The organism is Chloroflexus sp., assembly GCF_049970315.1.
Taxonomy (GTDB): Bacteria; Chloroflexota; Chloroflexia; order Chloroflexales; family Chloroflexaceae; genus Chloroflexus.
Map to the genome: position 1 here is coordinate 101,144 of NZ_JBMFNE010000012.1, position 12,646 is coordinate 113,789.

General features: G+C 54.9%; 10 protein-coding genes and 2 rRNA genes. 8 read left to right on the forward strand and 4 right to left on the reverse strand.

Annotated elements, in window-relative coordinates; genetic code table 11:
- Nucleotides 1-132: 132 nt before the first annotated feature.
- From ACP5OT_RS10120 to ACP5OT_RS10155, 8 genes are all read left to right on the forward strand, one after another.
- Entirely contained in the window at nucleotides 133-717 is a 585-nt protein-coding gene (locus ACP5OT_RS10120; protein WP_428112526.1) for a nucleotidyltransferase family protein, read from the forward strand.
- Nucleotides 718-858: 141 nt separating this feature from the next.
- Nucleotides 859-1,272, forward strand: a complete 414-nt coding sequence (gene rpsF, locus ACP5OT_RS10125) for a 30S ribosomal protein S6 (protein WP_424675902.1) — start codon at nucleotides 859-861, stop codon at nucleotides 1,270-1,272.
- A gap of 86 nt (nucleotides 1,273-1,358) precedes the next feature.
- Nucleotides 1,359-1,775: a single-stranded DNA-binding protein gene (locus ACP5OT_RS10130; RefSeq protein ID WP_015941120.1), complete on the forward strand. Its 417-nt coding sequence runs from the start codon at nucleotides 1,359-1,361 to the stop codon at nucleotides 1,773-1,775.
- 3 nt (nucleotides 1,776-1,778) lie between these two features.
- The gene (locus tag ACP5OT_RS10135) at nucleotides 1,779-3,326 is read left to right on the forward strand and encodes a peptidylprolyl isomerase (protein ID WP_424675901.1); all 1,548 of its coding nucleotides are present in this window, start codon (nucleotides 1,779-1,781) and stop codon (nucleotides 3,324-3,326) included.
- A gap of 72 nt (nucleotides 3,327-3,398) precedes the next feature.
- Nucleotides 3,399-4,316 (forward strand): PH domain-containing protein, encoded by a 918-nt coding sequence (locus ACP5OT_RS10140; RefSeq protein WP_424675900.1) that lies wholly within the window; start codon nucleotides 3,399-3,401, stop codon nucleotides 4,314-4,316.
- Nucleotides 4,317-4,571: 255 nt separating this feature from the next.
- On the forward strand, nucleotides 4,572-6,359 hold the full coding sequence (locus ACP5OT_RS10145; RefSeq protein ID WP_428132031.1) for a peptide ABC transporter substrate-binding protein: 1,788 nt from the start codon (nucleotides 4,572-4,574) through the stop codon (nucleotides 6,357-6,359).
- Nucleotides 6,360-6,539: 180 nt separating this feature from the next.
- Nucleotides 6,540-7,544, forward strand: a complete 1,005-nt coding sequence (locus ACP5OT_RS10150) for an ABC transporter permease (RefSeq protein WP_424675898.1) — start codon at nucleotides 6,540-6,542, stop codon at nucleotides 7,542-7,544.
- A 15-nt stretch (nucleotides 7,545-7,559) separates the two neighbouring features.
- A complete protein-coding gene (locus ACP5OT_RS10155; protein WP_424675897.1) occupies nucleotides 7,560-8,537 on the forward strand; it encodes an ABC transporter permease in 978 nt (325 codons plus the stop codon).
- A gap of 77 nt (nucleotides 8,538-8,614) precedes the next feature.
- Here the strand turns inward: ACP5OT_RS10155 and ACP5OT_RS10160 are convergent, their stop codons facing one another.
- From ACP5OT_RS10160 to ACP5OT_RS10175, 4 genes are all read right to left on the reverse strand, one after another.
- Nucleotides 8,615-9,784, reverse strand: coding sequence for an acyl-CoA dehydrogenase family protein (locus ACP5OT_RS10160; protein ID WP_287905781.1), 1,170 nt, complete (start codon nucleotides 9,782-9,784; stop codon nucleotides 8,615-8,617).
- A gap of 186 nt (nucleotides 9,785-9,970) precedes the next feature.
- Nucleotides 9,971-11,713 carry a CocE/NonD family hydrolase gene (locus ACP5OT_RS10165; RefSeq protein WP_424675895.1) on the reverse strand — a complete coding sequence of 581 codons (1,743 nt, stop codon included), beginning with the start codon at nucleotides 11,711-11,713 and terminating at the stop codon, nucleotides 9,971-9,973.
- 459 nt (nucleotides 11,714-12,172) lie between these two features.
- Nucleotides 12,173-12,287: ribosomal RNA gene (gene rrf / locus ACP5OT_RS10170) — 5S ribosomal RNA — on the reverse strand.
- Nucleotides 12,288-12,367: 80 nt separating this feature from the next.
- Nucleotides 12,368-12,646, reverse strand: a 23S ribosomal RNA gene (locus ACP5OT_RS10175); the annotation flags it as partial.

Sequence of the window (12,646 nt, forward strand, 5' to 3'; positions counted from 1 at the left end):
AAGCGCGTGGAGCTGCCGGCGCCGATTTAGTCACGTGTTAGCGACAAGCCGCTTGTAAGATCACAAGCCGGGATCATCGGTGGCCGACGCGATTTGAAACATGTGACGCAACATTGCAGTGGAGGTCTTGTGATGAAGATCGTCGGTCTCTTGCTTGCTGCCGGCCAATCGTCACGGATGGGGCAACCGAAACAGTTATTACTGTGGAAAAACCGGCCATTGGTTGCCCACATCGCTCACGAAGCGCTCAACAGTCAACTCGATGGACTAACCGTAGTGATCGGTGCAGCCGGCGAACATGTACAAGCTGCGCTACGCGATCTACCGGTAACGATTGTCTCCAATCCGGCCTACGCTGCAGGAATCAGTACATCACTCGCAGCCGGTCTCCGCGCTTTACCCTCCGACACAACGGCAGCGATGATCTTGCTCGTCGATCAACCTCTCGTCACCAGCCGTCTCATCAACGATCTTATCGCTGCCTATCGGGCTACACCTACAGCTCTTGCGCTCGTTCCAATGTATCAAGGCCAACGCGGCAACCCGGTCATTGTCGGCGCACCACTCTTTGCTGAATTACAAACGCTCCAAGGCGACACCGGCGCACGCACCGTCTTCCAACGCTACACCGACCAGATTATCTGGTATCAAACCAACGATCCGGCTATTATTATCGACGCCGACACCCCAGAAGCGTGGCAAGCACTGCATCCCTAGGTACGAGGTTATGGTATAATCTCGTGATGTCACGTGGGAGCGTACCATGGAACACGCTCCCGATAGTCTTTCTGTTTCGACGTTACGCCCGGAACGCGCACCGGACGAGCAACGAGCGAAACATCACCAGAGGAGGATAGTGTGCGCGATCGTCGTCGAGAGTACGAGCTTGTCATCATTATTAACCCGTTGTATGCCAACGAAGAGGGCATTACCGCCAACATCGACCGGATTAAGCAGACGGTCGAGCAACTCGGTGGGCAGGTCAATACGGTAAGCCAATCGTCACCGTGGGGTCGGCGCAAATTTGCTTACCCGATCCGCGAGTACGTCGTTGGTGAAGCGAGCCGGCGTAAATTCACTGAAGGGTATTACGTCTTCTTTACCCTCACCCTCAATGCATCCAAAGTCGCCGAGCTTGACCGTGCTATTCGCTTGAACGATAACATCCTGCGTCACTTGCTGGTATTAGTCGAGAATGCGACGACACAAGCTGCACCGATCGAGCCAGAAGAGTCAGCGGCAGAAGCAGAACCAGCGCTGAGTGACGAGTAAACCAGTTACTCGTCCTCATTCGCCCAACAGCCACTGTACGACTGGATAAACGTTGCCGGCGGCACACAGTTGGATTGGAGTAAGCCATGGCGCGAGACTTAAATAAGGTATCGATCATTGGTCGCCTTGGCGCCGACCCAGAATTTCGTTACACCGCCGCCGGCACCCCGGTTGCCACATTTCGGGTAGCTACCAGCCGCCAGTGGCGAGATCCGAATGGTCATCTGCACGAGGAAACCGAATGGTTTCACGTTGTGGCTTGGAATCGATTAGCCGAAATCTGTCATCAATACCTTAGTCGTGGAGCGCGGGTTTATATCGAGGGTCGCTTGCAAACACGCACATGGGAAGACGCTCAGAGTGGACAACAACGCTCACGAGTCGAAGTCATTGCCCAAGATATGATCTTGCTCGAATCACGTGAGTCGCGATCTGACGATCCACCGCGCCCACCACGTCGTGAACCGCCGCCAGATATCGGCGATGATGATATTCCGTTTTAGCTTATGTCACAAACACCGAAGTCGCCCCGGAGCGCGCCAACGCCGGCCCAATCCCCTGCGCCGCGCCGTCCATCGCGCCGCCGTCTTGAAGAAGAACGCCGTCAGCGTATTGTGATTATTGCTACGGCGAGTGCATTAGCGATCGCATTGCTCGCCGTAGTAATCGGCGTTATGTACGAACAGGTTTGGATCCCAAGCCGACCGGTAGCACAAGTTGGCTCCAGCACGCTTACGCGCAGCGATTACTGGCGTGAACAACGGCTTGCTTACGCCCGCCAAATCTCCCAAAATTTTCAACTGCTCGATCTGTTTGGTAACAATCCCCAAATTGCTCAGCAATTTCAGGGCCGTAGCATTGTGATCGACCAGCAGATCCGTGCCTTGCGCCGTGCCGAAATCAATGAACAAACGGTTTCGGAATGGATCGATCGCCAGATCAAACAACGTGCTAGTACTGAATTTGGGATTACGATCAGCGATGACGAAATAATGCAAACAGCCGTCGCCGATCTGGCATTTATCTTCCTCCCTGCGCTCCCTGAACCCACTCCAACTCCTGACGCCAACGCGACGCCGGTACCAACCGTCGATCCCTCGGCGACGGCCACTTCTGAACCAACGGCCACTCCATCGCCAACACCCGGTGGTCCAACACTAACGCCGGAGCCTTCGCCAACGCCGATTCCAACGAATACCCCCGAACCGACACCACTGCCGGAAGAGGCACGAGTGCAGTTCGATCAGATTATTGACGAGATCTACCGTCGCTACGAGCTTGAATTGATCGTTACCGAGACAAAGCCGGAGTTGAGCAAGGAAGAGTTCCGTATGGCAATGATGGAACAGTACCGCGACCGCCTTCTCACCGAACGGATTCAAGCTCAGCTCGTGCCTGAAGATGGTTTTACGTACAGTACCGAGCCAGAACGAGTAACGGCACGACAAATTTTGATCGCGGTGACACCACCGACAGAAGCAACACCTGAACAGATTGAAGCTGCTTTCGCTGCTGCCTTACCCACTGCGCAAGAGCTAGTCACCCAATTACGCAACGGCGCCGATTTTGCGGCGCTGGCCGCGGAACATTCCGACGATCCCGGTTCACGTGATAATGGTGGCGACATTGGTGCCTTCGATCGCAATGGCTTTGCCGACAATGGTGCCACATACCCACCAGAACTGGTCGCAGCCGCTTTCGCTTTACCGGTCAACCAGATCAGCGATCCGGTGCGCACGCAGTTCGGTTGGCATATCCTTGAAGTAACCAACCGAATCGTTCCATCTGAAGCCGACCAGCTACGAGAGGCGCGGACGAAAGCTTTTGATGAATGGATCGCCGAACAGCGGGCAAGAGCCGATATTCGACGCTTCCCTGAACCAACGCCAACACCAACACTCGTTCCAACGGAGTCGGTCCCGACGCCGGTTCCAACGTACCTACCCGGCCCACCGACGCCCTTCCCAACACCGACGTTGGCGCCGACGATTGTAATAACGCCGGAAACGATGCCAGAACCAACGGCAACACCAACTGCTACCGCAACACCGTAACCTCGCCGGTGCGCCGGGGATGAGTACTCCGGCGCACCTCACAAACCACCTTGACTCACTAGATTACGCGCTATGCAACAATGGCGTCCCATCCGTACAACCCGCCGCTGGCTTGGTCTCATACTCGCCACGCTGAGTCTGGCGGTGGCCGGCAGGTTGATCTTCCACCTGAGCACAGTCCTCGTCGGGCCTCCCGAATTCTGGCCGATTGATGGTTGGCTGTACCTTCAAGCAGTGCTGGCGTTAAGCTTGATTATTATCGCCGGTGTCTTACTTTATCGGACTGCGGCTGCGCTCACGCTTCGCTACACCATCGACCGCAATGGTTTATACATCCAGTGGCTAGGAAGTCGAGCGGTTATCCCACTCAACCTCATCGATCGTATCGAGCAAGGGGCATTGGCTATCGGCGGTTGGCGCACGGCGCTTGCCAGTATTGGCTATTATCACGGCCGTGTAACGGCGATTGACGGTACTGTCATTCATCGTTTTACGACACGCCCATTGGCCGAATCGCTAGTCGTGTATGCGGGTAGCGAAGCCTACGCTATCTCGCCACACGACCCAACCGGTTTTATCCAAGAACTTGAACAACGACGACGGTTAGGCCATATTCAGTCGCTGACACCGGGAATTGACGTTGCCCGCTTTTTGGTCTACGACTTCTGGGCCGACCCGATTAACCGCCAGATCCTGATTGGTACTTTGCTTCTCAACCTGCTGCTCTTCGGAGTGATCGCCGTGATGTATCCCTCACTCCCGTTGCAGATCGAATGGCGTGGTGATCAGATTGGCGCCTCGGCTGAACTCGCCCCTCGCTTTCGGATCTTTTTCTTACCAATAGCCGCCACGTTCATTGCCCTTTTCAACTTAATCGGCGGTCTCATCGTCTACCGACGCAGTGCCTTAGCTGCACGCCTCTGGCAGAGTTTTTCGTTAGGCGCGCAGATCTTCTTCATCATTGCGGCTGTTGCCGTGTTAGCTTCGTAACCACAACCCTGCCACCTGTCTCAATTAGTTGCCTTGACAATGATCTTTGCTCATGCTACGATTCCGCCATCAACCGGGGAATTTTCCACACATCGGATGCTGCGTTGCATGATTTAGAAAGGAGGTCAGTTTACCGACACTTGCCCGATACTGCTCTCCATAGCAGTCATAGAATCTATCCTCACATAAATCCATATTTGGTTTCTCCCCGGTTTGATCGTGTCCTCGCTAACAGATACAACAAGGAGTGTCGCGATGAACTTCACGCGCTGGCGTCACTCACTCGCGCTCACGCTACTGTTTGGATTACTGTTGCCCATCTTGGCAGCATGTACCGGCGGTTCGACACCGAGCGCCGAGCCAACTAGTGCACCCGCCGTACAACCCACAACGGCGCCCGCCGCACAACCCACAACGGCGCCCGCCGCACAACCTACGACGGCACCGGTCACCACCGGTACTGCTCAACCAGGTGTATTGCGGCTCGTTACCGGTTCTGAGCCGGACAATATCGATCCACAGAAGGCCAACTTTGTCAACGAGATCCAGTTCATCATGATGGCCTATCAAGCCCTGATGACGTTTGATCTCGATATGAACCCGATTCCGGCTGCTGCCGAAAAAGTCGATGTTTCGGCAGATGGTACTGTCTACACCTTCACTCTGCGCCGCGATGGCAAGTATAGCGACGGCACACCGGTCACTGCCCGCAATTTCGAGTATGCCTGGAAACGGCTGGCCGATCCGGAAACGGCAGGTGAGTATCAGTCGCTGCCCTGCGGCATTATTAAAGGCTACAGTGAATACAGCGCTGCTGCCTGCCAAGGCTTGTCGATGGAAGAGGTGATGAAGCTCGATCTCGAGCAGCTCCGCAACGATTTTGGGGTCAAGGCAATTGACGATTACACGCTCCAGATCGAACTAGTTGCGCCGGCGCCCTACTTCCTTAGCATGGCTGCACTCTGGATCGGCGCCCCAGTACGCGAAGAGGATGTGGCAAAGGGTGATGACTGGTGGTACTACCCCGAAAACTATGTTGGAAATGGTCCCTTTGTTCTGAAAGAGTGGGAACATGACAGCAAAGCGATCTGGGAACCCAATCCCAACTACGTCGGACCACTCGGGCCAGTCAAGCTTAAGCGAGTCGAGTACTACATGATCACCGATGGTCAGGTGGCGTTCCAAGCTTACCAGAACGGCGAGATTGACATGCTTGGTGTTGGTGCCGAAGACCTCGCAACCGTCAAGTCTGATCCTGTTCTAAGCAAGCAAACGATTGATGTTCCCGGCTCCTGCACTTTCTACTTCGGCTTCAACCTCGCCAAGCCGCCGTTCGACAACAAGCTGGTGCGACAAGCCTTTGCCCAAGCCCTCGACCGTGAGGCTTACGTGCGTGATGTTTTCCAAGGTTTAGGAACCCCCACGTATAGCTTTATCCCACCCGGCTTCCCCGGCTACCAACCTGATCTGAAGCTATGGGAGCTCAACCCTGAAAAGGCGAAGCAGACCTTGGCCGAGGCCGGCTATCCGAACGGCGAAGGACTACCGGAAATCAAGCTGACTTATTCGGGTACGGCCCGCAACAATGCCCGCTTCGAGTGGGTGGCGAACCAGTTTAAGCAGAACCTCGGTATCGATGTGATTCTTGATCCAATCGATCCCACAGCTTTTGCTGCGGCTACTAAAGACAATCCGCCGCAAATGTTCTCACTCGGCTGGTGCGCCGACTACCCCGATCCGCAAAACTGGATCTCGCTCTTCCAGACTAATGGTCTGCTTAGCGCTCGCGTCAACTACTCGAACCCACAACTCGATGAGTTGGTACGGCAGGCAGACGTCGAGCAAGATCCGGTCCGCCGTGCCGAACTCTACGCCCAAGCGCAGAAGATTCTGGTAGAAGATGCACCGGTTGTCTTCATGATGAACAATAGCGGTCCGGTGTTGGTGAAGCCGTATGTTAAGGGGGTAACGCCAGATACGATCACCCCAATCGACTACTGGCTCGGCTTCTTCAACCTACCAAACGTTGATGTCCAGCCTTAGACATAGCAAGGGGCGGGAAAGATACCCGCCCCTCCCAAGCTACTGTCCAGAAGACCTATTGAAGGTATCTATCGGTTTATCATAAGAAAGACGTCCGGCGGTGTTGATGCATCATATGTCCAGAAGACCTATTGAAGGTATCTATCGGTTTATCCCAATATCCCACGAAACTAACCCACTATGACTGCTTACATTATTCGGCGCGTTCTGTGGAATATTCCGGTATTAGTGATTGTCGGCTTCATTACCTTTGGGATTGCGAAACTCACACCGGGCGGCCCCTTCGATACCCAACCCGAACGCCGGCAACTGTCACCGCGCGTTGAGGCAATTTTGCGCGAACGATTTGGTATGGATTTACCGTTCTGGCGACAATTTACTCGCTATATGTTTTTTGATGTGGTGCCCGACCCCAAAACTGGTGAATGGAAGATTCAGTGGGGCGCGATTGCCGGCAACCTCGGCCCGACCTATTCATCACGTGGAGCGCGTACCGTACAGCAGGAATTGTTTGAGGGCACGGCAAATCGTCCTAGTAAGTTTTATTATTCAGCGCGCCTCGGTATTCAAGCATTAATCTTCGCCGTCGTGTTTGGTATTCCTCTCGGCATTTTGGCTGCTTTGCGCCAAAATACATGGCTTGATTATCTCTTATCACTGTCTTCAACTATTTTTGTTGCCCTTGGCACGCTCATTACTAGTCTGATACTCGTCATCGTTTTTGCCGTTATCCTGAACTGGTTTACCGTCATCCCTGACTGGAACGATCCTGTGAAGCCGTGGATTTTACCAACCGTAGCCCTCGGCTCGACAAGTATGGCCTTTATTGCTCGCTTAACCCGTGCGAGCGTCCTTGAAGTGAAACGGCAAGATTATATTCGCACCGCCCAAGCGAAAGGACTATCCGGCCAGGTCATTGTCTGGCGACATATGTTGAAGAACTCGTTACTACCGGTCGTGACCGTTCTGGGGCCGGCGCTGGCCGGCCTGATTACCGGTACCCTCTTTGTGGAGACGATCTTTCAAGTACCCGGTATGGGTCGCACTTTTGTTGATGCAATTGGCAAACGCGATTATTCGATGATTATGGCCGGTTCATTAATTTACGTCTTCTTCTTGGGAATTGCTAATTTGCTCGTTGATATTGCGTATGGGATTCTCGACCCGCGTATTAGTTATAAATAGTAGTGAGGACTAGCCGTGACCTCACCGGCAAACACCTTGACTAATCCGATTGATCTACAAGCACTGCATACCAAACCACGCAGTCTGTGGTCAGACGCATTGCGTCGGCTGCGACGCAATCGGGCCGCCATGGTTGGGTTGGTGGTCATTATCCTGTATGTGATAGTAGCAGTAGCCGCACCCTGGTTGGCGCCGTATAATCCGGTGCAACAAATCCCGAATAATAGCCTGCGTCCACCTGCGTGGATAACCGATAATCCGGACCGCATGGGCGTTCCTGAACACCTCCTCGGCACCGACACACTTGGCCGCGATGTGTTATCCCGCCTTATGTACGCTATCCGCGTGTCACTCATCGTCGGCATTGTGCCACAAGTGGCAATTTTACTGATCGGTGTCACTATCGGTTTGATCTCAGGATTTGCCGGTAGCTGGCTCGATAACCTGCTGATGCGTTTTACCGAGATCGTTGCTTCATTTCCCGATTTACTCTTCATCATTGCACTCTCGACCGCTTTCCGCGAAACATGGTTGGGCCGAACATTTAATGGCCTACTCCTCATCTTTATCGCCGTCTCGCTGGTGAGTTGGACGGGAATTGCCCGCCTCGTGCGCGGACAAGTGTTGTCACTGAAAGAGAAGGAGTTTATCGAAGCGGCACGGGCCATCGGGGTTCCCACCGCCACGATCCTGTGGCGACATATTTTGCCGAATACACTGGCTCCCATTATTGTCGCCACATCGTTCAGTATTCCAGCCCTGATCAGTGCGGAAGCAGTGCTGACTATTCTCGGTGTGGGAATGCGCCCCTCGCTCGATCCTGACAATCCGTTTCCGACGAGTCTAGGGGTAATGCTGACCGAGGGATACAACAATTTGTCGTCGGGACCGTGGTTGCTGAGTTTCCCGGTGATCCTCATTGCGGGGCTAATGCTCTCGTTTACCTTCCTTGGTGATGGCTTACGCGATGCGCTCGATCCACGCGAGCGATGATCATCGGTATCACAGCGCTGTAAAGTAAGGCACCGCACAACTGTGCGGTGCCTTGATCGAGGGATGGGAGACAGTTATTAATATAACCGGATTTTGTATCCAACCTGTTTCAACAATTCACTGGCGATCACGTGTTTCTGAATCTCGTTCGTACCCTCGAAAATACGCGTTACACGTGCGTCGCGATACATGCGCTCCAATGGCAATTCGCGCGAGAAGCCCATGCCACCGTGGATCTGGATCGCTTCATCGATAATCTGACTCGCCATCTCGGTGCAGTAATACTTGACAATACTGCTCTCGAGTGTCGCCTGCTGACCGGCATCAACACGACGGGCGCAATCGTAGACGATCTGTTCCATGGTATAGAGCTTCACCGCCATATCGGCCAGCTTGAACTGTAGCGCCTGAAACTCGGCAATGGGCCGACCAAATTGGTGGCGCGTGATCATGTACTTACGGCTCAGTTCAAATGCCTCTTTGGCCGAGCCGATACTACTCGCACCCAGACCGCAACGACCAATGTCGAGCGTTCGCATCGCCAGTGGGAAGCCCATCCCTACTTGCCCCAACACATTTTCCGCCGGCACCCGGCAGTCCTCGAAGTAGAGGCTGGCAGTATGGGAAGCGCGCAAGCCCATCTTATCTTCAATTTTGCCAACACGGAAGCCGGGCATCGTCTTCTCGACAATGAACGCGGTAATCCCACCGCGCGCACCGAGATTCTTATCGGTCACGGCAAACACGACGATCACATCGGCGAAGCTTCCGTTGGTAATCCACATCTTTTGCCCATTAAGAACCCATTCATCGCCACGCCGCTCGGCGCTGGTCTGAATATGAGCCGCATCTGAGCCGGCATTTGGCTCGGTTAATGCCCAAGCTCCCCACATCCGGCCTTCGATCAACGCCCGCAGATAGGTCTCCTTTTGCTGCTCATTACCGCCCAAATAAATACTCATTGCAGCCAACTGGGCATGTGCCCCGATGATCGTCGCATGGCTGGCGCAAGCTCGGTTTAGCTCTTCCATCAACACACAGTAGCCGGTAATGCCCAGATCGAGACCACCGTAGCGTTCGGGAAACGGTACCCCAAGCAGGCCAAGTTCAGCCGCTTTCTTCAGTGTCTCGAAGGGAACACGCTCCTCTTCATCAATAGCGCGTGCGATAGGCCGGATCTCTTTGTCAACGAACTCACGCACCGTCTGGCGCAACATCTTGATCTCTGGACTGTGTTCGTACTCCATTGTCGTGCTGCTCCTTTGCTGTAATAGATACGGAAACCTAACCGACACCACGATGCGATCTGGAGTGCGACAGTTAACTTGCCCCATTCCAACCGCTACGGCACCACCTTCCCCTGGTACGGCTGTGCGATTTACCAAACTCCACACCAAGATTCGGCACTGCCCACTGCCAATAACCTGTGTGAGCTATGCAGCCCAACGCACAGCGGCATCAACCACCGGCAAAATGATTGCCGACGGGTGGTTAGCATCGTGACAAATCCGATGGAGCAAAATCGGCCCCCCGCATCCCTGCCCATACGGACGATCATCTCCGGGGTGCGGCCCCCACCGTGGACTGCCACCACCGGCAACTTGCACACGCAGACGATGACCGACACGAAAGCGCTGAGCCGTCGCCGTCAGATCTATCTCGATCCGACGTGAACCATCGGGCTGCACTTCACCTACATCGGGCCGTACCCGCACAATACCGTCACAAATATTGATACTCCGCCCATCGGGATAGACATCACAGAGTCGACCGACAAGATCAAAATGCTCATGTTCACTACACACGTAGAGACAGAGACGAATCGGCCCGATCACATCAAGATCGTTCGCCAACGGAGCACTGGTAAAGGTTAAAACATCTGAACGAGATTCAAGCGGACGCTGATCGCGTGGGCCGGCCTTTGCACTCAACACTGCCCCCCCGATGGCAGGTGTAGGATCGGCGAGATGATACCGAAACACGCTGGGGACACAATCGGCAGGCGGCATCTCACGGGTCAATCGACCTGCAGGCTGCAAAAAATAGCGCGTCATTACTGCCGGTGGTGGCCAAAAATCCATCTCGTGCCACTCGTTGCTCCCCATCAACGCAATTCGTACCGGACGACGGGCGAGCAGCTCACGGCGCCCCTTCAGATGGGCATCAAACCACCACAACCCCTCGCGCATCCCTTCAAAGACGAGCGCCAGATCGGTGTGAGTCCGGGGCAACACGGTAAGGTATGGGCGCTTACCGGCAGCAACCAGCGCCGTGTAATCGGCCAACTGACCGGGCAAAAAGATGTCGTACCAACCGGCCACCAAATGTACCGCGGCATTGATCCGGTGCAAAGCACGATGTTGATCAACCTGTGACCAATACGAACCGTGTGGATCAGTCTCGTTCAGCCAACGTTGAAAAAAGGGAACGGACGCACCGGTAGCGATCCGATCAGCATCGGCGTAAGGTTGATGACGCAATGCACGAGTCAAAATCCGTTCGCGCAACACTATTAACCGCCATAACGCTGCCAGATTCAAGGACTGACGGTGGCGATTAGTCGCATCGATCAAAAAGACCCAACGCAGCGTTGACTCGAACGCGAAGGCGCCACCAGGGTAAAAGAGGGAAGAAAAGCGTGCGCTTGTCACCACCGGCACAATCGCTTTAAGATAGGGAGGACCATCGATGGCCGGACCCCACTGAACATATCCCACGTAACTTGGTCCCCACAAGCCAAGGTTTCCTTCAAACCACGGCTGTTCGGCGATCCAAGCCACAGTAGCTCGCCCATCCGCTGCTTCGTTAACAAACGGCTCAAAGACACCTCCCGAACGATAACGCCCGCGCACACTCTGCACGATAACGTTGTAACCACGTTCGGCAAAAAGTAGACAGCCGGTATGCTCAAAAACCCCTAATGGTCCTAGCTCACTGGGGCGACCATACGGCGTGCGGATGAGGATGGTCGGATATGGGCCACCGGTTTGCGGTGCATAGTGATCGGCGTAGAGCACTACCCCATCGGGCATACGAATAGGCACATCGCGGGTCACGGTCACACGATGTTCGGCAGGGCGCAAACCGAGCAAGCGCGCTAATAATGTACGACGAGCAGTAAAGACAGATGCCGCTGCTACACTCGCCCCTGCCAGAGACCATCCGATCCAGCGCATGTGCTGCCCCGCCTCATAGTGAAGTTATAACACGCTGCGTCATCGATGATACCACAGTTGAACGGGAGGTGTCAATAAGTGTGGTAAGTCTCCCTACCGAGAGTGCAGAAACTACCGTATCCCCGCCATGCCCTTAATAGGAAAGAGAATAATGACACGCTCTGAAACGCCGAGAAACTTCCCACTTCGTAGCCGCAAAAACAAAAGCGCAATGACACCTATGCTCTAATGCGTGCTCAGGCTAGATCTACTCGGATCGACATACGAAGCGTGCTTGGGTTATGTAATGAGCCGGTGGGCACTAACAAAGGTGATAGCGTTTACCACAGAAACCACAAACCACAGAGCCTGGCACAATCCGCCGTACCGGCCATGACGCTTGCGGGTGGCTCGTCCCTACCCTTCCCAAACACACCACGAGGGCAGTCGTGCGACTGCCCTCGCGTGGATTTCGGTTGGGGGGTGCGTGGACCTAGGTTCCCAGCGGTTTGCCGCCAGTAGGATCGGCGCTGCGACGTTTCACGACCCGGTTCGGGATGGGACGGGGTGGGTCCGCCGCGCGTTGCACACACCCAGTAGCTGAAGGGACAACCCCGGTCGTCCCTTCACCCCTCACGCGATAGTTCTCCCGTCTAGCCCCGCGTTCGTCACGACGGAGGGAAGCCCTCGCCCCTGCGCACCGGTCGCCTCTACGGGTCGCCCCGCCTCCAGCTCCGGCCGCTGCTCCCGGTCATCTCCCGGGGGGCTTACCAGCCTGACGCTGTGAGAGCACTCGTCTTGCGGCGTGTTTCCCACTTAGATGCTTTCAGCGGTTCTCACTCCCGGACATAGCTACGGAGCCTGCAGGCCGCCCCACAACTCCTCCACCAGCGGTCCGTCCAGCCCGGTCCTCTCGTACTAGGGCCAGCCCCGCGCAGTGCTCTAGACGCTCAG

Coding starts and splice junctions, on each gene's coding strand:
- ACP5OT_RS10120 (WP_428112526.1), top strand. CDS start 133: ATGAAGATCGTCGGTCTCTTGCTTGCTGCCGGCCAATCGTCACGGATG.
- ACP5OT_RS10130 (WP_015941120.1), top strand. CDS start 1,359: ATGGCGCGAGACTTAAATAAGGTATCGATCATTGGTCGCCTTGGCGCC.
- ACP5OT_RS10135 (WP_424675901.1), top strand. CDS start 1,779: ATGTCACAAACACCGAAGTCGCCCCGGAGCGCGCCAACGCCGGCCCAA.
- ACP5OT_RS10140 (WP_424675900.1), top strand. CDS start 3,399: ATGCAACAATGGCGTCCCATCCGTACAACCCGCCGCTGGCTTGGTCTC.
- ACP5OT_RS10145 (WP_428132031.1), top strand. CDS start 4,572: ATGAACTTCACGCGCTGGCGTCACTCACTCGCGCTCACGCTACTGTTT.
- ACP5OT_RS10150 (WP_424675898.1), top strand. CDS start 6,540: ATGACTGCTTACATTATTCGGCGCGTTCTGTGGAATATTCCGGTATTA.
- ACP5OT_RS10160 (WP_287905781.1), bottom strand. CDS start 9,784: ATGGAGTACGAACACAGTCCAGAGATCAAGATGTTGCGCCAGACGGTG.
- ACP5OT_RS10165 (WP_424675895.1), bottom strand. CDS start 11,713: ATGCGCTGGATCGGATGGTCTCTGGCAGGGGCGAGTGTAGCAGCGGCA.